The following is a 22,620-nucleotide window of genomic DNA, read 5'->3' on the forward strand; positions in this document are numbered from 1 at the left end:
AAATAGATAAAAAAAAGAGCATTTTAAAAATGCCCTTCTATTTTATTTGGTTAATTCTTCGTAAACTTTCTTTTCCCAAGGTTTGATATCAGTAATTCCGTATTGTTCCTTTTTGGAAATCGCGATATTGTCTAAAACATCTACGAAATTTTTATAGTTTGCATCATCTGTAGGTTCAACGATGATTGTGAAATTTTCCTTTTTCGGAGCATTGTTGTAAGCTTCAGAAATGATTTTAGTGATATTGATTCCACTGAAGTTTGTTTCTTTCAGATTGCTTTTGTTTAACTCATCTTTATTGCTTTGATGATAGAAAACTCTGTTGTCTTTACCTAAAATAAAGGTAACCTGATTTAAATTATCAATGTATGGAACATTTGTTGGATGAGGACCTTTCGCCGGCAATCCCAAATCCATTACATTGGGTTTTGTAAAATTTGTCGTAAACATAAAGAATGTGATCAATAAAAATCCTAAATCTACCATTGGAGTCATATCCACTCTGATTGGTTTTTTTCTTTGTTTGCTTCCTCCTTGCTTCTCTTGTGCAATTACTTCAGCCATAGTTATTAATTTTTAAAATGTTAAACAGTTTGTGATAAGGATAAGGTATCCGTACTTTTGTTTGTGAATCTATACAAAGTTTATACCTAAAATTTCAAAATAATGTTAAATGTTTAAAATGAATTAAATTTTAACATAAAAACAGCTTGAAGTACTCTAACATTCATAAAACTTTATCATATTTTAAGGATAATTCTTTATTTGTTACCTTTATTAAGAAAAGATCTTAAAAGAAAAAACTCACGCTTTTCGACATGAGTTTTAAATAATATTTGAAGTTACTTATTTATTGTTTTTGAAGTAATTAATCCCACATTCAAGGAATTTTTTGAACTTCTCTTTTTCCATATATCCTGAAACCGGCGTGTTGATCACTTTTCCATCCGGAGTTAATAAAACATAATGCGGCTGAGAATTGTTATTAAAATTCACTTGTTGGAACAAGCTCCATCTGTCACCGATGGTCTGTACTTTTTTCATTTGTCCGTCACCAAGATCGATCTTTGTTTTCTGATCTTCCGGAAGTTCTTCTTTATCATCCACATAAAGGGAGGCAAGAACAACATCGTTTTGAAGGATTGGTAAAATATCAGGCTCGCTCCAGACGAATTCCTCCATTTTTCTACAGTTCTCGCAACCGTAACCAGTGAAGTCGATCAAAATCGGTTTGTTTTCCTTTTTTGCTAGTTCAATTGCTTTAAAGAAATCATGTTCAGGATGCATTCCCAAAATTCCATCTTTTTCATCGTGGAAATAACTTACATTTAATGGAGGTAAAATACCACTTAATAATTGTAATTTCGGACGTTCCGCAGGAATTAACCCTTGAACCAGATAAACAACAAAACCAATTCCCAATACTCCTAAAATCTTTCTTGCAACAGAAATTTTTGGTTTTTTATCGTCGTGCGGGAATTTTATTAATCCGAATAAATATATTGCTAAACCTATTGCAACGATAATCCAGATCGCGATGAAAAGTTCTCTTTTAATTAAGAACGTTTTAGAAACTAAGTCTGCTTTTGATAAGAATTTCAATGCTAAAGCTAATTCTACAAACCCTAAAACTACTTTCACGGTATTCATCCAACCTCCGGATTTTGGGAGACTTTGCAAAGCTTGCGGGAACAGTGCCAATAATCCGAAAACGATCGCCCAAGCCAACCCGAAACCTGCCAAAGCAAATGTCAGTAACATAGGAACGTTTGCAGATCCTGTAATTGCACTTCCAAGTAAACTTCCCAAAATTGGTCCTGTACAAGAGAAAGAAACGATCACCAAAGTCAGAGCCATGAAGAAAATTCCAATCATTCCGCCTGCTTCTTCCGCTTTTGAAGATTTGTTCGCAATCGAACTTGGCAACGTGATATCATAATATCCGAAGAAACTTCCTGCGAAGAAAATGAATATGATAAAGAATGCAATGTTCAGCCAGACGTTTGTAGAAATTTCATTAAAGACATTTCCTGCAATTCCATCAATTAAATGAAAAGGAACACTTAATAAAACAAAAATTAAGAAAATAAAAAATCCATAGATCAATGCATCTCTTTTACCTTTTGCTTTGTTTTTATTTCCTTTTGTGAAGAACGAAACCGTTAAAGGAATCATTGGGAAGACACACGGCGTCAATAATGCAATCAACCCTCCGATAAATCCTAATAATAGATAAGTCCAATAATTTTCGCTGATTTTTGATGAACCTGTTCCGCAATCCGTCAAAGGTTTTTGGATGTCGATTGACTGTATTTTTAATTGTTTAGGATCAAGTTTTGAAACTTCTGCGGTAGGAACTGCAGTCTGAACAACATTTCCTAAAGTATCCACTACAGGTTGTAAAGAATCTTTTGCAGGTACTTTTTCATCAGTTTTAACTTCCTCAGTTGCACCTTTTGGTGTAACTTGTTTGTTGAATTCTAATGTATTCGGAGCAAGACAAACTCTGTCGTCACAAGTCTGATACGTAATTTCCGCAACGACATCTCCCGGTTTTGTTCCGTCCTTTAATTTAAATTTTTGCTTGAAACCGGCAGAATTAGAGTAAAAAATAATTTTTCCTCCGAAAGCCTCAGAAAATTCTTCATGCTTTTTACCTGTTTCTGTAAATTTTCCGATCAGTTCGATATTCTTTCCTGAAACTTTATATTCAGTCGGAATTCCTGTGTCTTCCGGAATATCTTTAGAATAAATATGCCAACCGCTTTCCATAGTCGCATTCAACACAGCTTCGTATTGATTGTCGCCTAATTCGTTGATGGTAAATTTAAATTTTACAGGATTTTTGATTTGTGCATTAATTCCTGTCGCCAAAAACAACAGAATTAATAGAAACCAGCTTTTAAATTTCATTTTACTTTTTATTAAAAATTTTGAGAATCTTTTTCGTATTCTCATCCTTAGAATTTCTTCTGTCTTGCCTGAAAGGGATGATTCCGAGTACAGAATTTTTGCTGTCAGTCAGTATCCAGATTTTTTGCCTCGCTAAAATAGATAATTTTTTGTCCCTAAAAAACTTAGAAACCTTCTTTTTCCCCAAAAAACCTGTCGGATAAAATTCATCACCGTCTTTTTGTCTTCTCAATCGCAATGGGAAATGGAGTTTTTCGGCATCGAAATCCCACTCAACGATTTTATTGATTTCTTCAATCTCTCCAATAACATCTTCGAGATTAATGAGAATTTGGTTTTTGGAAAAGTCAAAATTTTCGATCAGGAGAATTTCTTCCTGAATTTCTGGTTCTTCATCTTTATTAATTAAAATCAATTCATCTCGATTGATAATCAACTGATAATCTTTTGAAAAAAAAGAACTTCCGTTTTCGGCTTTAAAGATTTTCGGAATTTCTTCTTCCTGATCAAAACCATATTTTTTTAAAATCTCAAACTTGACGAAATCACTTTCCTGATTCAGCTTGTTTTTGGATAAGATTTTATGATCTTTGTTAAAAATCGAAATTTTGCCTTCAATTTCGTGAATTTGTTGCTGAACAAAATCTTTAGTCTGATTTAAATAAGAACTACTTTTTTTGAAATTTTCTAGAAAATGATCATTCGTTTCCAAAAGTTTTGGAACAATTTCATTCCTGATCTTATTTCTTAGATAATCACTTTTTTTATTGGAAAGATCTTCGCGGTATTCAATATTGTTGTCTTTTGCAAATTCGTAGATTTCTTCTTTGGTAAAATTTAAAAGGGGTCTTAAAGTATGATTATCATTCGAAGGAATTCCACTCAAGCCATTAATTCCGGATGCTTTTGAAAGATTAATAATAAAAGTTTCCAGCTGATCATTCAAATGATGAGCGGTTACTAAAAATTCCAGGTTTTCTTTTTCCTGAATTTGTTTAAAAAAAGCATATCTCAATTCTCTCGCCCAAAGCTGGATTGAATTTTCCGGCTTTTGATCTTTTGCTGAAACTTCATATAAATGAAATTTAATATGATGTTTTTCGCAAAAATTCTGTACAACTTTTTGATCCAGATCAGAATCTTCTCCACGAAGATGATAATTGATATGTGCAATCTGAAAATTAATTCCTAAGTCCTTAAAAATATGAGTTAAAACCATAGAATCGGAACCTCCGCTCACCGCCAAAAGATAGCTGTGATTTTCCGGAATATAAACGAGATTTTCTAATTGGTTTTTTAAGTCTGACGTTTTCAATAGATATGTTGAGAATTTCTTTTATGCAAAGATAATCCATATAATTAAAATGAATTTCGTTACCTTTGGCTGGTCTAAAAATGATTATTTATGAAAATTTTTAAAATTTTAGCGGTATCTGCAATGGTGTTGGGAATGACATCTTGTATTAGCAAAAAGCAGTATGACGCGCTAAGCTCAAATTACAAGCAATGTATTGAAAACGTAGGAGAAAGACAAAGAGAAATTCAGGAAATGAAGTCTCAGAATGCTGCATTGGTTAGTGAAAATAATTTACTTAAAAGTCAGCATGATGCTTTAAAATCTTCACTTGATGCCTGTCTTTCAAATTCAGGGAAAAGTTCTGCAAATATCGATAAGTTAGTAGGAGAGATCAACTCTTCAAATTCTTATATCAAACAATTGATTTCAAATAATGCTAAAAATGACAGTTTAAACTTGGCATTGTCAAACAAATTAAAAAGATCTTTGGATAACGTAACCGATGATGATGTTCAGGTGAAAGTATTGAAAGGAGTTGTAATGATCTCTCTTTCAGATAAAATGTTGTACAAAACAGGAGATTTCAACATTCTTCCTGCGGCTCAGGAAGTGTTAGGAAAAGTTGCTAAAGTAATCAACGATTACGATAAATATTCTGTATTGATCGAAGGTAACACAGATAACGCAGCATTAAATTCTACAAGTCTGCCAAGAGACAACTGGGATCTTTCTGCATTGAGAGGAACAGCGGTTGCAAAAATCTTACAGACGCAGTTTGGAGTTGATCCTGCTAGAATTACAGCAGGTGGACGTTCTGAATACAATCCTAAAGCGACAAATATGAGCGTTTCTGGAAGAGCTGAAAACAGAAGAACGGAAATTATCATTATGCCTAAACTTGATGAGTTTATGAAATTAATGGATATCGCACCAAAGAAATAAACAGGAACAAAACATTCAATCAATAAAAAATAAATCCCGAAGCAATTCGGGATTTATTTTTTTAATCAAATTAGTTCTTCTTTTTTCAATAATGAAATAATTCTTTGAAAAAATGAATTGGATATTTCTGGTTTAGTTTTGCCTAAAGAAGAGCCCGCATTGCTTTTCGGCGCTGCGGTCTTCTGATTCTTCTTGTTAATTTGTTTTTCTCCGACAAACATGTGTATGTGTGTTTTTACCCTTCATTGCAAAGTTAGAGCTATTCGTAAATTATGGTATCCGTATTTTTACGGTAATTGATATGGGGAATTCCCCATGCTTTATAATCTTTAGGATTTTTCATAGTTTTTCCTTATATTTAAGTAAATTTGAAAGAATAAAAAATTGTAGAATGAGCTTTTTTGAAGAAACAAATCCAGAAATGGACAGGTATTTGGAAACGCATGCTTCCTCAGAACCTGAAATTCTGAGAAAATTAAGAAGGGAAACATACCAGAAAACAACACAGCCACACATGATTTCCGGTTATCAGCAGGGAAGATTATTAACGATAATTTCTCAAATGATGCAGCCGAAAAACATTCTTGAAATCGGAACATTCACGGGATACGCTACACTTTGTCTTACAACGGGTATGACAAAAGATGGAAAAATTACAACACTGGATGTAAATGAAGATTTAGCTTATCTACCAAAGAAATATTTTGCAGAAAGTGAATATTCAAATCAGATTGATTTTAAACTACAGGATGCGAAAGAGTTTTTAAGAGAAACTGATGAGGTTTTCGATCTTGTATTTATTGATGCAGACAAGGAAAATTATGCAGAATATTTCAGATTAATTAAACCAAGAACAAAATCAGGATCAGTTGTAATGTTCGATAACGTTCTTTGGTACGGAAAAGTACTCGAAGAAAATCCTAAGCAAAAATCTACACAGATAATCAAGGAATTAAATGATCTGATCGCAAAAGATGATGATTTTGAAAATCTTATTTTACCTTTGCGTGACGGAGTAAACTTTCTTCGCAGAAAGTAATTAAAAATTAAAGAATTCGGAGATTTAGACATTAGAAAACATTGATTTTCTTACTTCCTAAATTTCTTAATCTCTAAATTTGAAACATGAATAAAGGAATTTGTATTGTTACAGTAGCGCCCGTTCGTGCAGAAGGATCTGACAGAGCGGAAATTGTTACGGAAATATTGTTTGGCGAAAGTGCAGATATTTTGGAAGTGAATAAAAACTGGACCAAAATAAAAATGCATTACGACGGCTATGAAGGATGGATGGATACAAAACAATTAAAGCCTGTAACAGACGAAGATCTGGCAAAACGAAAAGTTACGGTGGTGACTGAAGATTTCGCTTCCGTTTTGATGAACGACGGAAAAACTTTGCTTTCGATGGGTTCGGAAGTGGAATTTCCTGTGGTTGCATCCAGAAGAAGTCACGATGTGCGTGAAAGTATTGCTTTAACGGCAAAGGAATTTCTGAATGTTCCGTATTTATGGGGCGGGAAAAGTTTTTTTGCAGTTGATTGCTCTGGTTTTACACAATTGGTTTACAAAGTTCACAATATAAAATTGCCAAGAGACACTTCTCAACAGGTTGAAGTCGGTGAATCCTTAACTTTTGTTGAAGAAAGCCAGCTTGGCGATTTGGCATTTTTTGAAAATCCTGAAGGAAAAATTATTCATGTAGGAATCATGCTTGATAATCAAAGAATTATCCATGCTTCAGGAAAAGTGAGAATCGATACACTGGATTCTACAGGGATTTTCAATAAAGAACTGAATAAACATACTCATAAATTAAGAGTCATAAAAAGTATTTTATAATTTTAAAAGTTGATCTGGAATGGAGAATATTCTATTTGCAATTTTTGATATTTTTAATTTTGGATTGGTTGTCTTCATGTGGTGGTTTACCGTGAAGAATTATAAAACTTTACCAAAAACTATTCCTGTCCATTTTGATTTTGACGGCAAGCCGGATAATTTCGGAAGCAAAAAATATTCTTTTTTATTGCCTGTTTTGGCTGTTGCACTGTATGCTTTATTTGCATTTGTTGTCAGAGATCCGGAATCGGCTAATTTCCCTGTAAAAATTACTCCTGAAAATGAATATGCGCAGTTTCTCATCATGAAAATTTTTATAAGATGGATATACTTTTTAATCATGATGATTTTTTTGAACAGTCAGGATTATATGTTCAGATATTCTTTTGATGAAAATGCCAAACCGAGAATTCCGATGACAACTGCGATCTTGTCGGTTCTAGTAAGCGTAATGTTCGTTTTTATAATTACAGCGCAATTCAAATGATACAATCTAAAAACAATTCCGAACATTATATTTGGGGAAATGGCTGCGACAGCTGGATTCTGAAAGATTCTCAAAATCTGTCGATCAAGCAAGAAAAGATGCCTTCCGGAACTACAGAAAAATTACATTTTCATGATCATGCAGAACAATTCTTTTACATCTTAAAAGGTGAAGCTGTTCTGTATATTAATGATGAGAAATTTTCTTTAAAAGCTGGAGAAAGTATTACTATTTTACCAAAATCAAAACACTATATTTCTAATGAATCTATGGAAGATCTGGAATTTTTAGTCATTTCAAATCCTTCTACGAATAATGATAGAAAAGATATTATCTAATAACACATGAACAAAACTTTACTTGAGATTTCTCAGACAAAAAATGGAGGTTTATCCGAAGTGGTGGTAAACTGGAAAAACTATACTAAAGAAACAGTAATTCTTGCAATTTCAGAATTGAGAAAGAGAGGAATTCCATTCAATGATCAGTTAGAAAATCTGATAGCAGAATTTAGTGAAAGTCATCAAAAATCAATCTCCGAACTAGAACAGGAGTTTTTCCAGAATAATGGAGTTGCTGATTATGCAGAATATAGCTCATCAAAAATTAATGTTTTGGAGAAAAGTGATGAGGAAAGAATAGATTATGAAAGGTTATTGCAATTAAGAGCAAGTCTTATTCAGCAGCACGAACAAAAACAGGCTAATAATGATGTGCTATATGGTGCTTTATGGTTTTTCGGAGGGCTGATTGTCACCATTGCTTCTGTTGCAAGTGGGAAAGGCGGTGTTATCGCTTACGGAGCTGTAATTTTTGGCGGGATTCAATTTTTTAGAGGTTTAACAAAAAGTTAGAAAATGTCTTTTTTGTACAACATATTTATTAATCTGCTCATCTTCGGGATGAAGGTTTTTTCGTTGTTTAATGATAAAACTAAAAAAGGCGTTGAAGGAAGAAAAGAATCTTTGGGGAAAGTGAAATCGGTCTTCAAAAAGTCTGATAAAGTCATTTGGATGCATGCTGCAAGTTTAGGTGAATATGAACAAGGTTTACCTGTAGTGGAACAATTGAAGCAGCAATTTCCTACTCATAAAATCTTGGTAACTTTTTTCTCTCCGTCCGGTTATGAAAATGTTGTTAAAAAGAAACATATCGCAGATGTAATTTGTTATTTACCTTTTGATAAAAAATCCACTGTAAAGGAATTTATTTCGCAATTTTCTGTTGAACTATATTTTACGGTGAAGTATGATTACTGGTATAATTTATTACAGGAATTAAAAGATCAAGGCGCAAAAACATATGTAATTTCGGCTTTATTTTATGATGGACAATCGTTTTTTACTTCGTATGGAAAATGGTTTGTAAAGCAATTACAAAAAAATATTGACTGGTTTTTTCATCAGACAGAAATTTCTTTTGCTTTAACGAAAAGTATTGGTTTAACAAAATCTTCTGTAACGGGAGATACAAGATTTGATCGTGTGAGGCAATTAAGAAAACGGGATAATCATGTAGAATTTATTAAAGAATTTATTGGAGAAAATAATAAAGTCGTGGTTTTTGGAAGCTCATGGAGATCTGAAGAAATTATTTTAGCCGAAACTTTTAGTGGAAATCCATACACAAAATTTATCGTAGCTCCTCATGATCTGAAAAGAGTAAACAGACTGAAAGAGTTGTTTCCTGAAGCTCTTCTATATAGTGAAATTCAAAAAGCCGAATTGCCGGTTAAAGAATATGAAATTTTATTGATAGACAGCATAGGCTTGCTTTCAAAACTGTATTCTTATGCAGATATTGCTGTTGTTGGTGGCGGTTTTCATGAGGCGGGATTGCATAATATTTTAGAGGCAGCAACTTTCGGAGTTCCTGTTATTTTCGGAAATCACTATAAGAAAAATCCTGAAGCGGACGAATTGATTTCTGTAGACGGAGGTCGGTCGTTTGAGAAAGAAGGAATGGCTTCAGATTTTATTTTATACCTTTTAAATGATGATGAAACAAGGAATTCGATGTCTAAAAATGCAGAAAAATTTATTACAGAAAAACCAAATTCCACAGAATTGATCATTACTAAAATCCTATCTTAAAAATCCCTGACTTTTTATTTCTTTTATAATTTGATCGAAATTTTCCGGAATTTTATCGCTTGTCAGCCAATTGAAATCGATTCCATTGTTGATGAAAAGTTTTGATAAATAATTGTTTTGATGAATTTTTTCTTCTAAAGTTTCCAAATGCTCATCAAGCTCCATCCAATAATCGGCATCTAGTTTTTTTATTAAACTTAATGCTTTCACAGTTTTATTAATAAGATAAAGATACAGTTTGTAAACATTATCAAATCTTTGTCTACTAAGATCTTCATTGTATTCTAAGATCTTATTAATCAACAATAAATTAAGCGAAACTTCTCCGAATTTATCGGTCGTAATTTTTACATGTTCGGTAATTTCTGCGCTTATTTTTCGGATAATTCCTAGAAAATATTTTTGATTGCTGATATATTTTGAAGCCAATAAAACCTTTTCTGCAACAATTTCTTCCATTGCATCTCGTTTATTGTCAGTTGTTTCCGGATCGATTAATTCGAAATACAGTTTTTTAGACAAAAGTTTGTCCTTTTTCAATAATCTGAAGATCAGACGGTCTTTTTCTATGGGAGAAAAATTACTTAAAGCTGTCTTAAATTCTTTTGAATATTCCATTTTTTAAATTTAATTAAAAATTTTAGAATATTTTAAAAATCCGTTCACTGCCCAATTGGCAGTATAGTACAGAGATTTTAATGTAGAAAATCCCATGAAATCTTTATATACCAAATATTGATCTTTGATGATGTTTTGCTTTTTTCGAGATACGCTGTTTTCGCGCATTCTGTACTTTGCCAGTGTTTTTTTCAAAGGATAACCTTTGGGAATTTCTTTTAATAAATTCAGCCACATGACGTGATCTTCACGTTTACTTTTTACCGGAAAGAAAAATTTTCCGACTCTTTTTGTATCGTAAATGGTGGAAACAGGGGCTAATCGACAAGTTTTAAGCAAATTTGAAAACGTAACGATTTTGTCGGCTTCAAAATCTTTTAAAATCGGCTCCATCGTATGCTCATCGCATCTTGAATAGTTACAATACGCTAATTCTGCATTGTTTTCCTGCATAAAATTCGTCATTGTTTCCAGATATTCAGGGTACCAGAGATCATCAGAATCCAAAAAGGCGATATATCTTCCCTGAGCTCTTTCAAGGCTTTTGTTTCGGGCATTTCCTGCACCTCCGTTTTGCTCGAGAACCTGTAGTTTTATTCTCGGATCGTTGTATTTTCTGATGATTTCAACAGTATTGTCTTTAGAGCGGTCGTCAGAAATCAGCCATTCCCAATTTTCATAGGTTTGGTTTAAAACAGACTGTATCGTTTCCTCGATGAATTCTGCGGAATTGTATGATGGCGTGATGATGGAAATAAGCTCTTTCATTTGTGTTTTTAAATTAATTATAAAAATTTTTTCTCATAAAAATGCCATGAACTTATACCTACAATAATTACAGTCAGCATACATACAAAAGCCATCAAATAAGGATTATAATCTTTAAATAATCCTAAAGTCTGGAAAGTCCTGATAATAGGGAAGTGGAAGATGTAAATTCCATAAGTGAAGTCGCCATATTTCCCGAAATTATTTAAAAATTTAAGTGAATAAGCAATATACAGCACAATAATACCAATCATCATCGGAGAAAATAGCTGAATATTTGTAAATAAATCGATCCAGACTGTAGCAATAGCAACGATAAAAAATAAATTTTTATGTTTAATGAATTTATCAAAATTAAAATAGATCAACATTCCCGGAATGAAATAAGACAGTGTTCCCGGAAGTTGTTTTGCTACTGAGATTTTATTTAAAGATTCAAAATAATTAAGGTAGATTAAAGACAAGAAATACAAAATAATTAAGCTGATGTTTCTGTATTTATTATTCTTGCCAAAAAGTAAAAACAGCAACGGAACGCTAAAATAATAACACATTTCTATTTTCAATGTCCAAAGTGCGCCATTCACAGCCTGATTTCCGAAAACTCCGGGAAGCCATGGTGCTTTGAAATTTAAAAATACAGAGTTCCATGCAAGATATTTATAAACCTGTGTATTGCTGAAATATTCTGCGAAAGTATAAGTACTGACTAAACTTAATAATATGGCACATAAAAAAACAACCAACAAATATGCGGGAACAATTCTCTTGATTCTCTTTTTTAAATAACTTTTTAAGCTTGAAGATCTGTCGTAGCTTCTTGCAATCAAAAATCCACTGACAGCAAAAAATCCGAAAACAGCAATTTCGATCGGACTGTGCTCAAGGAATTTAAGTTCAGGAGAAACACTTAAAGCCCCTAAATGTCCCAGGAAAACAATAAAAGCGAGGAGAACACGGATGAAGTCAAAATTGTTTTTCGTTATGTCTTGCATTTGCATTTGTTTGTGCAAAAATAGTTTTTTTCGCAGAAAAGAGGATATTTAGGATAATGAAAGTTTGTTAAATAAAGGTAAATTGAATGGTTTGCAGAGCCAATAAACATGAAATAATAAATTTTAATAATATTTCTTTAAAAAAATTGTAGAATAATATAAATAAATCATAATTTTAGCGCTTGAAAAATTTGATATATGAAGAAATTAGCAGTATTATTTGCAGGTTTATCATTATTTGTAGCTACGGGATGTACTAACGACGACAATACAGTGCCGGAAGCTCCACTTGTTGGGGTTTGGCAGCCAGTTAAAAAAGTAGTAACGACAGTCGCAGTAGGGCAGCCTCCTGTTTCAGACGGTATTTCTTTTGATTCTGCTTGTCAGATAACATCAAGATGGACGTTCGCTTCAGGAAATGCAGGAAGAAGAATGGATATGGGAGACAGTGCAACTCCGGGAACTTGTGCAGCGACTTTTGATAGAGTTTTTACATATACTTATGATAAAGACAGCAAAGCTATTCAGGTAAAATACCAGGGAATTGTACAGCCGGATCAGGGAAAAATCGTGAGTATCAGTGATACTACATTAAACATTATGTTTGAAGATAAAACAGACCCTACCAAATTTCATTCTGAAACGTATACACTTAGAAGAGTTCCTCAATAATAATCTGAATTTTCAATACAATATATAAATCTCATCTTCGGATGGGATTTTTTTTTGTTTTAATATATTTAATTCAAAATTCAATTTCCATTTCTTTTAAAATCATTATTTTTGTGAAAATTAGAATAGGGATTTAAAAAATCTAATGTCTAATATCTAACATCTAATATCTATAAAAAAGTGTTTTACGATCATCAGCAGATAGAAAAAAAGTGGCAGAAATACTGGGAAGACAATCAAACGTACAAGACTTCCAATAACACAGACAAACCGAAATTTTATGTTCTCGATATGTTTCCGTATCCTTCAGGAGCAGGACTTCACGTAGGTCATCCGCTTGGATATATTGCGTCCGACATTTACGCGAGATACAAAAGACACCAAGGTTTCAATGTTCTCCACCCGGTTGGTTACGATAGTTTCGGACTTCCTGCTGAACAGTACGCTATTCAGACAGGGCAACATCCTGCGATTACGACTGAGCAAAACATTACAAGATACGAAGAGCAGTTAAGAAAAATTGGTTTTTCTTTCGACTGGAGCAGAGAAGTAAGAACTTCTGACGCTTCTTATTATAAATGGACACAATGGATTTTCATTGAGTTGTTCCACTCTTGGTATAATAAAGATACAGACAAGGCAGAATCTATTTCAACTTTGATCAAGCATTTTGAAGAACAAGGAACAGAAGGATTAAATGCCAATCAGAATGACGAATTAAATTTCACTTCAGAAGAATGGAAAAATGCTTCCGAAATTGATAAAGAAGATATTTTATTAAATTATCGTTTAGCGTATAGAGCAGAAACAACTGTAAACTGGTGTCCTGCATTAGGAACTGTTTTGGCAAATGATGAGGTGAAAGACGGAAAATCCGAAAGAGGAGGTTTCCCTGTTTTCCAAAAGAAAATGATGCAGTGGAGCATGAGAATTTCTGCATATTCTGAAAGACTATTACAAGGTCTTAAAACTTTAGACTGGCCACAACCTTTGAAAGATTCTCAGGAATATTGGATCGGAAAATCTCAGGGAGCACAAGTGAAATTTGAAATTGAAGGTCATTCTAATGAGATCGTTGAGGTTTTCACAACAAGACCTGATACAATTTTCGGAGCAACATTTATGGTTTTAGCTCCTGAAAATCCTTTAGTAGAAACAATTACTACAGCCGAACAAAAAATTGAGGTAGATACTTATATTGAAGAAACTTCCAAAAAAACTGAAAGAGACAGAATGTCTGACGTGAAAAACGTTTCAGGTGCTTTTACGGGAAGTTATGCGATCAATCCGTTTAGCGGAGAAAAAATGCCGATCTATATTTCAGATTATGTATTGATGGGGTACGGAACGGGAGCTGTAATGGCTGTTCCTGCACATGATGAGCGTGACCACAGATTTGCAAAGAAATTTAATCTTGAAATTAAAAAAGTTGTAGAAACAGAAGAAGACGTTCAGGAAAAATCTTTTGATTCTAAAGATTCTGTTTGTGTAAACTCAGATTTCTTAAACGGCTTAAATTACAGTGATGCCAAAGCATTGATTATTTCTGCAATTGAGAAAAGAGGAATCGGTCACGGAACGACGAATTACAGACAGCGTGATGCTATTTTCTCAAGACAGCGTTATTGGGGAGAGCCGGTTCCTATTTATTATAAGGATGGAATGCCTTATACGTTGCCGACTTCTGCATTGCCTTTGGAACTTCCTGAAGTTGAAAAATATTTACCGACAGAAGATGGAGATCCGCCATTAGGAAATTCAAAAACTTTTGCTTGGGACGAAGCGAACCAGAAAATTGTTGATACAAATTTAATCGACGAAAAAACTGTTTTCCCATTAGAATTATCTACAATGCCGGGTTGGGCGGGAAGCTCATGGTATTTCCTTAGATATATGGATCCGAAAAATGATGAGGTTTTTGCTAATAAAGAATTATCAGATTATTGGGGGCAAGTTGATTTATATATCGGTGGAAGCGAACACGCAACGGGTCACTTATTGTATTCTCGTTTCTGGAATATGTTCTTAAAAGACAAAGGATATATTAATAATGATGAGCCTTTCCAAAAGTTGATTAATCAGGGGATGATTTTGGGTATGAGTGCTTTTGTGTATAGAATTGATGGTACTAATAAATATGTATCTAAAAATTTAGCAAAAGATTATCAAGTTCAGGAAATCCACGTTGATGTATCTTTATTAAAAGGAACAACTGACGAATTAGATACTGAAGCTTTCAAAGCTTGGAGACCAGATTATGCGGATGCAGAATTTATCTTAGAAGATGAAAAATACATCACAGGTCGTGAAGTAGAAAAAATGTCCAAATCAAAATACAATGTTGTAAATCCTGATGATATTTGTAATGAATATGGAGCAGACGGTTTAAGGTTGTATGAAATGTTCTTAGGTCCATTGGAACAATCAAAGCCTTGGAATACACAAGGTCTAAGTGGAGTTTATGGTTTCCTGAAAAAATTCTGGAATTTATATTTTAATGAAGATCAATTTAAAGTTTCGGACGAAGAACCAACAAAAGCAGAATATAAAGTATTACATACATTAATAAAAAAGGTAGTTTACGACATCGAAAACTTCTCTTTCAATACGTCTGTATCTTCATTTATGATTGCTGTAAATGAATTACAGAAAATAAAATGTAACAAGCGCAATATTTTAGAACCTCTTGCCGTTATCATTTCTCCGTATGCACCGCACATCTGCGAGGAACTTTGGAGTTTATTAGGTCATAATGAATCTGTCGAATTCGAGAAATTCCCTGTATTGAATGAGGATTATTTAGTAGAAGATGAAATTCAGTATCCTGTGAGTGTAAATGGTAAAATGAAGTTTAAAATTTCCCTTTCTGCACAGCTTTCTGCTAAAGAAGTTGAAGAGACAGTGCTTCAGGATGAAAAAATGCAGCAGATTTTGGAAGGTAAAACACCTACGAAAATCATTGTAGTGCCTCACAGAATTGTGAATATAGTAATTTAAAAAAAAATTAACATTGGCAAATTTAAAAAAATGAGGGCTTAATTTTTTTAATTTTTTAACGTAAATGTTAAAATTGAGGAATATTGCCAAAAAAAGAGAAAATAATTATAATATCGAAAGTGTATTAAAATTTCCTTATCAAAAAAAAGGCAAATGTTTATTTAAGACTCTTGCATTTTAATTATTTTTGCCTTTAATTTACACCTTGTAAAATTTTTAAAACAATATAATTTAGTTAAATATGGAAATGAATGTTTCAAAAAATGATGAGCAAGTAATTGCTAGAAAGTCGGGAGGTTTAAACCCATCTGTTATTATTCCTATTTTGTTATTAGTAGGTATAGCTATTTATCTATTTATCTGCGGTAATCCTGGGAATTTCCAAGATGATCCAAGAATTAAAGGGGTAGCTTCAGTTGCTTTTGCAAATATTGAGTCTAAAGAACTACACCCTCATGGTTTAGGAATGGTATACATGGGAGGATTTATCGTTCCGATTTTGATTACTTTTATGATTACAGTGTTGGTTTTTGCATTTGAGCGTTTCTTCGTTTTAAGAAAAGCTTCAGGTTCTGGAAACATTGATAATTTCGTATTACAAGTAAGAAGCTTACTAAACCAAAACAAAGTTGACGAAGCTTTAGAAGAGTGTGACAGACAACAAGGTTCTGTTGGTAACGTAGTAAAAGAAGGTCTTACTACTTACAAAGCTTTATCTCATGATACAACTCTTAACAAAGAGCAGAAAATGGTAGCGCTTAACAAAGCTATCGAAGAAGCTACAACTCTTGAGATGCCAATGCTTGAGAAAAATATGATGATCCTTTCTACTTTAGGTACTGTTGCAACGTTAGTAGCACTATTGGGTACGGTAATCGGGATGATCAGAGCGTTCGCTGCTTTAGGTGGTGGAGGTGGAACTCCGGATGCTGCTGCATTATCAATCGGTATCTCTGAAGCACTTATGAATACAGCTTTAGGTATTGGTACTTCTGCAATTGCGATTATCCTTTATAACTTCTTTACTTCTAAAATTGACGGATTAACTTATAAGATCGACGAGATCGCTATGAGCATCCAACAATCTTTTGCTGAATTCAACTAAGAATTAGCAAGGTATTTGTAGTAAGTAAAAAGAAGTTTAATTAAAAATCATTAATAATAATGGCGAGAGTCAAACCAAAAAGACATGGAGTAGTGACGGATATGACGGCAATGTGTGACGTTGCATTCCTACTACTTACGTTCTTTATATTGACCACACAGTTTAAAAAACCTGATGTGGAGCAGATAAAACCGCCATCTTCAATCTCAGAAAAATTGCTTCCTGATGCAAGCTTAATGTCTGTAAGTGTATCTCCTAAAGGTACATTCTACTTCCAGCCTGTTGAGAACGGAACTGAAAGAATTCAGTTGTTGGAAAGTATGGGGCAGAAATATAATCTACCTCCTTTTACAGATGCAGAAAAAGTAGCATTCACGAAAGTTCAGGCAATTGGTGTTCCAATGACGCAGTTAAAAAGCTATTTGGATTTACCTGAAGATGAGCGAAAAAACTTTAAAGGTGCTCCTGGAGTTCCTATGGATAGTACAAATAAACAATTAGTAGACTGGATTAAAGCAAGTTTAGCAGTTAACCCTCAGTACAAATTAGCTATTAAGGGGGATGTTAATACACAATATCCAAAAGTTAAAAGTTTATTTGAAGGTTTGAGAGATATAGATTTTCTTAAATTTTGGTTGATAACATCACAAGAAAAATCCGAATAATCAATTAGAAATGGCAGAAGTACAAGTAAAAGATGATAGCGGGAAAGGCGGCAAGGTCCGATCGAAAAAGCAGAATACCCGCGTAGACATGACTCCGATGGTGGACTTAGGATTTCTTTTGATTACATTCTTTATGTTCACAACCACATTCTCTAAACCGAATGTAATGGATTTGGGGCTTCCGGCAAAACCGAAAGATGATCAAAAAAAACCACCTCCAACTGAAATTAAACTTTCTAACTCTATTTCTTTATTATTAGGTAAAGACAATAAAATTTTCTGGCACCAGCAAGATAATACTTCTTTGACGGATCAGAATCTTAATGAAACTACTTTCGACAGAGAAGGAATTAGAAAAGTAATTGAGACTGCAAAAGCAAACGCGGCTGATAAAACTAAATTTACTGTTATTATCAAACCGACTGACGATGCTGTATATAAAAACTTTGTGGATATTCTTGATGAAATGGCAATTACGAAGAGTGAACAGTACGGTGTTACTGATCTTAAGCCTTGGGAAAAAGCTATTTATGATAGAAAAGTTGGTAATCCTGCAACTGCAGCACCAGCGGCGAAGTAATTTAACCATAAAATTATAGAGATATGTCAAATGAAAATAATTACAATCAAAATCTTACTTTAGATGAGATTGTATTTGAACATAGAAATAAAGAATATGGTGCCTATGATTTAAGAAGTGCATACCCAAGACTATTAACAAAGTCTTTCCTTATTGGAACTCTGATTTTCGTTCTTGCTATAGCAACTCCATTTGTTGTAATGAAAATCCAACAAATGAATGCTAGAGAAAAAACAGAAGTTGAAGCTAAATTGAAGGATGTAGTTCAGGAAGATAAAATTATAGAGCAGCCAAAAGATGAACCACCACCACCACCACCTCCACCAAAAGAGGAAGAGAAAATCGAGGTGATTCAGAATGTGGTTCCGGAACCTGTAAGAGCTCCGAAAATTGAAACTCCACCACCACCAATTTCTAAGCAATTAGATACACAGACTGGTTTGGAGAATCAAGAAGGGGTGAAAGTTCCAAATTATACACCACCGCCACCACCGCCATCAACGGGAACAAAAGCTTCAACAGCTGAAGTTAAGCCTCAAGTTAATGAAAACCAGGTTTATACAGAGGTTGAGCAAACTGCAGAATTCCCTGGAGGTATCAATGCCTTCAGAAACAAAGTATCTAGTAACTTTGATGGATCTGCTATGAACGGAGATGAAGGTACAGTAAAAGCTGAAGTTACTTTCGTAGTTGAAAGAGATGGAAGTATTACTGACGTTAAAGCTAGCGGAGGAAATTCTGATTTCAATTCTGAAGCAATCAGAACAATTAAGTCTATTAAAAACAAATGGACTCCTGCTAAAATTAACGGACAATCTGTACGTTATAGATTTAGATTACCTTTGACTATGAATTTTGAAGGATAATTTTTATCTTTAAATAATAATTAAATAAAGAGAAGCTTATGCTTCTCTTTTTATTTTTTTTGGTATTTTTGTTACATGATGTTCAATTGGTTATCCCTAGTTACGGGATTGTTTTATATCGTTTTAGGAATTGTAGTAATTTTCTACAAGTTCTTTTTCACGATTCTGGAACCGGGAGTTGCTTATATATTAGGCGCGCTTCTTATTCTTTATGGTATTTTCAGAATATACAGGGCGATTACAAAAATTAAAAATTCAGGAAATGAAGAATAGTATTAAAGTTCTGATACTATTTATATTTAGTATTGTCATTGTAAGCTGCAAAAAAGAGGATAAATCTTCAGATGTTGACTATAAAAAAGGAGATCTTACAATTCTTACGGACGAATCTTTTGAAGGTGTTGTTGATGCTTTAGCAGATGGCTATATGATCAATTATCCTGATGCGCATATTAAGGTTGTTACAAAGAAAGAAGATTTAGGCTTTATAGATCTCTTAAACGATAAGGCAACAACTGTTGTAATGTCAAAAGAATTATCTCAGGAAGAGATTAAAACTTACGAAGAACGAGCTGATATAAAGTTTTTACCTGCTAAATTCGCTGCTGATGCTGTGATTTTCATTGTTCCGAAGGATTCTCCAAAAGAAAGTATTTCAATGGAAGAAATTTCTCAGGGAATGCAATCTGAGGATAAGCAATTTGTTTTTAACGGAGCCAATTCAAGTAATTTAAATTTCGTCGCTCAAAAGCTTAAAAAACAGCCTAAAGATTTAAAGTTTTCAGTAATTCCGGGTAACAAAAATATTATTGAAGAATTAAATAAATATCCCGATAAAATAGGAGTTATTGGGCTTAATACATTCAGTCGTCCTTATGATAAAGAATCTGAACAATTAAGAAATATGGTGAAAATTCTTCCTGTTGAGAGCAAAGGGGTTTTGTATAATACAGATTATGATAATCTGCGTAATATGGAATATCCTTTTACAAGAGTTTTATACTTTTTGACAAGAGAAGGAAACTTCAATATTGCCAATGGTTTTATAAGATATTCTTGTACACAATTGGGGCAAATGATTGTACAAAAAGAAGGATTACAGCCTTACAATTTGTATAAGAGAGAAGTGCAAATGCGTTAAAATATATTAAATTACATTATTTCCCGAAATAAAAATATTATTTTGGTCTGAAAATTGTGTACTATATAAATCGAATTTAGATTAGAAAATATAAAAATGAAAGATATAATGAATATGAATGTAAAAAAGATTGCTTTTGGAGCAGCTGTGGTATTCTTTGCTAACTTTGCCTACGCGCAAACAGTACAGGATGGTATCAACAGTATTGACAGTGATAAATTTGCCCAAGCAAAAACTAATTTTACGAACATGATCGCTACAGCGCCTACAGCTGAAAACTATTTCTACTTAGGAAATACATTTTTAAAGCAAGGTGAACCTGATTTTGCAGCGGCAACCGACAGTTTCAACAAAGGTCTTGTTGCAGACAGCAAAAGCTATTTGAACAAATTAGGTTTGGCTACTGTAAAACTTGGAAAAGGTGACAAAAATGCAATTGCTGAAATCCAGAAAATTGTAACGGATTCTAAAGAAAAAGATGCTGAAGTATTGTTCAGAGCTGCAGAAGCTTTAACATTATTTGAAAAAAATAACTCTCCTGACTTAGCAATTCAATTCCTTAATAAGGCAATTGAAAGAGCTGAGAAAAAAGGAGTTCCGGCACATTACTATTATACTTTAGGAGATGCTTACAGATTGAAGAGAATTCCTGGGGATGCAATGTCAGCTTATGATAAGGCACTTCCTTTAGCTAAAAATAAAGCATCAGTTTATACAAGAATTGGTACTTTGTGGATGGCAGCTCAACAATGGCAGCAAGCAAAAACAAGTATTGATAAAGCAATCGCTACAGATCAGTCTTATGCACCAGCTTACAAAGCTTTAGCTGCATATGATATCAGATATCAACAAAACGCGAAAGCTACTCAAGATCTTATCAACTATACAAAATATGCTGATGAAGATCCATATACTCAATTAGAAATTGCTAAACTTTATTTCACAAATGAAGATTATGCAAACTCTAAGCAGGTTTTAGATAAAATCTTTGATAAAATTAATGATCCAATTAAATTTAAATTAAGAGCTTATCAATTATTTGCAGACGGAAAATATGCTGAGGCAAAACAAAACATGGATAGCTTTGTTTCTCAGGCTGAAAAGGCAAGAGTACAACCAGCTGACCAAGGTTTGCAAGGTTTGATCGCGGCTGGTTTGGCTAAAACTGAAACTGATGCTGCTAAGAAAACAGCTTTAATAACAGAAGCTCAACAAAAGATTGCTATTGCAAAAGCTGCAAAAGATGAAACAATGAAATGGGATATGGAATTGGCAAAAATCGCTGGAGGAGGAGCTTCTCAGGCTGATATAGATGCAGGACCAACTAACCCTACAATTGATGGTTTAAAGCAAAAAGTTGCTGCGAATTCTCAGGATAGCGATTCTTTATTTAAGTTGGCTACTGCTTATCAGGATATTAAAAACTGGAATGGAGCAATTGCTACATGGCAGAAAATGAGCGCACTTCTTCCGGATTGGGCTCCTGGTTACTACAGTTTAGGATATTCTTATCAGCAAGCTGGAAATAATGATGCTGCAAAGATTGCTTACGAAAAATTCATCAGTACAGTAAAACCTGCAGATCAGGAAGCTAACAAACAAACTTTAGCATACGCATATTTTGCAGTAGCTTACATGAGCAAAGATTCTGATGTGGCTAAAGCTAAAGATTATGTAGCAAAATCTGTTCAATTGGATCCTACTTATCAGGATGCTGTAAAATTGAATGCAGAGATCAACAAATAATTTAAAATCTAAATTATAGATATTAAAACTTCCCATTCTTAATGTTTGGGAAGTTTTTGTTTTAAATCTTATCTTTGAAAATATGAAACGCCGAGGTTAAAGATTAAAAATATGAGAAAAATTACTGGCGTTCCATCTGACAAATTAAAAAATAAGAAAGAATAAATGAAAACAGATATACTAGCTTTTGGAGCACATCCTGATGATGTAGAATTGGGCTGTGGCGGGACAGTTGCCAAAATGGTTTCAGAAGGAAAAATTTGCGCTATCGTAGATCTTACTAAAGGAGAGTTGGGAACAAGAGGAACTGATGAAACAAGAAAATTGGAAGCAGCAGATTCTGCGAAAATTCTTGGAGTAGTTGCAAGAGAAAATCTTGGGATGAAGGATGGATTTTTGGAGAATTCTGAAGAATATCAAATGAGGATCGTAAAAATGATTCGCAAATACCGCCCGGAAATCGTTTTAGCTAATGCAATTGATGATAGACATCCAGATCATGCAAAAGGAGCGAAATTAGTGTCTGATGCGTGCTTCTTAGCTGGGCTGAGAAAAATTGAGACCGTTTTAGACGGAGAGAATCAGGAAGTGTGGAGGCCGAAGCATGTTTTCCATTATATTCAGTGGAAAAATATCGAGCCGGAATTCTGTATCGACATTTCTGAGCATTTGGATAAAAAGATTGCAGCTTGTATGGCTTTCAAAACTCAGTTTTATGATCCGACTTCTAAAGAACCGGAAACGCCAATTACATCAAAAGATTTTTATGAAAGCTTAACTTATCGTGCTCAAGATTTAGGAAGATTATCGGGAGTGACTTATGCTGAGGGATTTACGTCTGAGAAGCTAATTTCTTTGAAAAATTTTGATGGAATTGTTTGGTAATTGAAAAT

The 22,620-nt window shown here is 33.5% G+C and carries 23 protein-coding genes; 17 read left to right on the forward strand and 6 right to left on the reverse strand.

What is annotated here, in order from left to right:
• Positions 1 to 42: 42 nt before the first annotated feature.
• The 3 genes from ABD940_RS19530 to tilS form a co-directional block, all read right to left on the reverse strand.
• Positions 43 to 564, reverse strand: a complete 522-nt coding sequence (locus ABD940_RS19530; protein ID WP_345207656.1) for a biopolymer transporter ExbD — start codon at positions 562 to 564, stop codon at positions 43 to 45.
• 282 nt (positions 565 to 846) lie between these two features.
• Positions 847 to 2,913, reverse strand: a complete 2,067-nt coding sequence (locus ABD940_RS19535) for a protein-disulfide reductase DsbD family protein (RefSeq protein ID WP_345207658.1) — start codon at positions 2,911 to 2,913, stop codon at positions 847 to 849.
• A 1-nt stretch (position 2,914) separates the two neighbouring features.
• The gene (gene tilS / locus ABD940_RS19540; protein ID WP_345207660.1) at positions 2,915 to 4,228 is read right to left on the reverse strand and encodes a tRNA lysidine(34) synthetase TilS; all 1,314 of its coding nucleotides are present in this window, start codon (positions 4,226 to 4,228) and stop codon (positions 2,915 to 2,917) included.
• Positions 4,229 to 4,318: 90 nt separating this feature from the next.
• Between tilS and ABD940_RS19545 the strand changes: the two genes are divergently transcribed.
• The 7 genes from ABD940_RS19545 to ABD940_RS19575 all read left to right on the forward strand — a co-directional run bounded on the left by ABD940_RS19545 (position 4,319) and on the right by ABD940_RS19575 (position 9,574).
• On the forward strand, positions 4,319 to 5,152 hold the full coding sequence (locus ABD940_RS19545; protein WP_345207662.1) for an OmpA family protein: 834 nt from the start codon (positions 4,319 to 4,321) through the stop codon (positions 5,150 to 5,152).
• A 391-nt stretch (positions 5,153 to 5,543) separates the two neighbouring features.
• Positions 5,544 to 6,191 (forward strand): O-methyltransferase, encoded by a 648-nt coding sequence (locus tag ABD940_RS19550; RefSeq protein WP_345207664.1) that lies wholly within the window; start codon positions 5,544 to 5,546, stop codon positions 6,189 to 6,191.
• Positions 6,192 to 6,277: 86 nt separating this feature from the next.
• Positions 6,278 to 6,994, forward strand: a complete 717-nt coding sequence (locus ABD940_RS19555) for a C40 family peptidase (RefSeq protein WP_345207666.1) — start codon at positions 6,278 to 6,280, stop codon at positions 6,992 to 6,994.
• A gap of 19 nt (positions 6,995 to 7,013) precedes the next feature.
• Positions 7,014 to 7,481 carry a DUF1648 domain-containing protein gene (locus ABD940_RS19560; RefSeq protein ID WP_345207668.1) on the forward strand — a complete coding sequence of 156 codons (468 nt, stop codon included), beginning with the start codon at positions 7,014 to 7,016 and terminating at the stop codon, positions 7,479 to 7,481.
• Positions 7,478 to 7,819 (forward strand): cupin domain-containing protein, encoded by a 342-nt coding sequence (locus ABD940_RS19565; RefSeq protein WP_345207670.1) that lies wholly within the window; start codon positions 7,478 to 7,480, stop codon positions 7,817 to 7,819. The genes ABD940_RS19560 and ABD940_RS19565 overlap by 4 nt, the downstream gene beginning before the upstream one ends.
• 6 nt (positions 7,820 to 7,825) lie before the next feature.
• Positions 7,826 to 8,335 carry a hypothetical protein gene (locus tag ABD940_RS19570; protein WP_345207672.1) on the forward strand — a complete coding sequence of 170 codons (510 nt, stop codon included), beginning with the start codon at positions 7,826 to 7,828 and terminating at the stop codon, positions 8,333 to 8,335.
• Between the two features lie 3 nt (positions 8,336 to 8,338).
• Positions 8,339 to 9,574 (forward strand): 3-deoxy-D-manno-octulosonic acid transferase, encoded by a 1,236-nt coding sequence (locus ABD940_RS19575; protein ID WP_345207674.1) that lies wholly within the window; start codon positions 8,339 to 8,341, stop codon positions 9,572 to 9,574.
• On the opposite strand, the gene ABD940_RS19580 is transcribed toward ABD940_RS19575, so the two are convergent.
• From ABD940_RS19580 to ABD940_RS19590, 3 genes are read right to left on the reverse strand one after another with little or no spacing between them, the layout of a single operon-like run.
• A complete protein-coding gene (locus ABD940_RS19580; RefSeq protein WP_345207676.1) occupies positions 9,566 to 10,192 on the reverse strand; it encodes a deoxyuridine 5'-triphosphate nucleotidohydrolase in 627 nt (208 codons plus the stop codon). The two genes, ABD940_RS19575 and ABD940_RS19580, sit on opposite strands and share 9 nt — an antisense overlap.
• Before the next feature lie 9 nt (positions 10,193 to 10,201).
• On the reverse strand, positions 10,202 to 10,960 hold the full coding sequence (locus ABD940_RS19585) for a glycosyltransferase family 2 protein (RefSeq protein WP_345207678.1): 759 nt from the start codon (positions 10,958 to 10,960) through the stop codon (positions 10,202 to 10,204).
• A gap of 17 nt (positions 10,961 to 10,977) precedes the next feature.
• Positions 10,978 to 11,955 (reverse strand): acyltransferase family protein, encoded by a 978-nt coding sequence (locus tag ABD940_RS19590; protein WP_345207680.1) that lies wholly within the window; start codon positions 11,953 to 11,955, stop codon positions 10,978 to 10,980.
• Between the two features lie 198 nt (positions 11,956 to 12,153).
• On the opposite strand from ABD940_RS19590, the gene ABD940_RS19595 reads away from it, so the two are divergent.
• From ABD940_RS19595 to bshB1, 10 genes are all read left to right on the forward strand, one after another.
• On the forward strand, positions 12,154 to 12,627 hold the full coding sequence (locus ABD940_RS19595; protein ID WP_345207682.1) for a lipocalin family protein: 474 nt from the start codon (positions 12,154 to 12,156) through the stop codon (positions 12,625 to 12,627).
• 180 nt (positions 12,628 to 12,807) lie between these two features.
• Complete coding sequence (leuS, locus tag ABD940_RS19600) at positions 12,808 to 15,624, forward strand: leucine--tRNA ligase (RefSeq protein WP_345207684.1); 2,817 nt, start codon at positions 12,808 to 12,810, stop codon at positions 15,622 to 15,624.
• A gap of 241 nt (positions 15,625 to 15,865) precedes the next feature.
• Positions 15,866 to 16,729, forward strand: coding sequence for a MotA/TolQ/ExbB proton channel family protein (locus ABD940_RS19605; RefSeq protein ID WP_345207686.1), 864 nt, complete (start codon positions 15,866 to 15,868; stop codon positions 16,727 to 16,729).
• Between the two features lie 59 nt (positions 16,730 to 16,788).
• Positions 16,789 to 17,394 (forward strand): ExbD/TolR family protein, encoded by a 606-nt coding sequence (locus tag ABD940_RS19610; RefSeq protein WP_345207688.1) that lies wholly within the window; start codon positions 16,789 to 16,791, stop codon positions 17,392 to 17,394.
• Between the two features lie 10 nt (positions 17,395 to 17,404).
• The gene (locus ABD940_RS19615) at positions 17,405 to 17,974 is read left to right on the forward strand and encodes an ExbD/TolR family protein (protein WP_345207690.1); all 570 of its coding nucleotides are present in this window, start codon (positions 17,405 to 17,407) and stop codon (positions 17,972 to 17,974) included.
• A gap of 23 nt (positions 17,975 to 17,997) precedes the next feature.
• Positions 17,998 to 18,840 (forward strand): energy transducer TonB, encoded by an 843-nt coding sequence (locus ABD940_RS19620; protein ID WP_345207692.1) that lies wholly within the window; start codon positions 17,998 to 18,000, stop codon positions 18,838 to 18,840.
• Between the two features lie 75 nt (positions 18,841 to 18,915).
• Positions 18,916 to 19,113, forward strand: coding sequence for a DUF308 domain-containing protein (locus ABD940_RS19625; RefSeq protein ID WP_345207694.1), 198 nt, complete (start codon positions 18,916 to 18,918; stop codon positions 19,111 to 19,113).
• Entirely contained in the window at positions 19,103 to 19,981 is an 879-nt protein-coding gene (locus ABD940_RS19630; RefSeq protein ID WP_345207696.1) for a PstS family phosphate ABC transporter substrate-binding protein, read from the forward strand. Before ABD940_RS19625 ends, ABD940_RS19630 begins: the two co-directional genes overlap by 11 nt.
• A 96-nt stretch (positions 19,982 to 20,077) precedes the next feature.
• A complete protein-coding gene (locus tag ABD940_RS19635; protein WP_345207698.1) occupies positions 20,078 to 21,727 on the forward strand; it encodes a tetratricopeptide repeat protein in 1,650 nt (549 codons plus the stop codon).
• A 165-nt stretch (positions 21,728 to 21,892) separates the two neighbouring features.
• Entirely contained in the window at positions 21,893 to 22,612 is a 720-nt protein-coding gene (gene bshB1 / locus ABD940_RS19640) for a bacillithiol biosynthesis deacetylase BshB1 (RefSeq protein WP_345207700.1), read from the forward strand.
• The last annotated feature ends 8 nt before the right edge of the window (positions 22,613 to 22,620 follow it).

The sequence above is a fragment of the Chryseobacterium ginsengisoli genome (genome assembly GCF_039542325.1).
Lineage (GTDB): Bacteria > Bacteroidota > Bacteroidia > Flavobacteriales > Weeksellaceae > Chryseobacterium > Chryseobacterium ginsengisoli.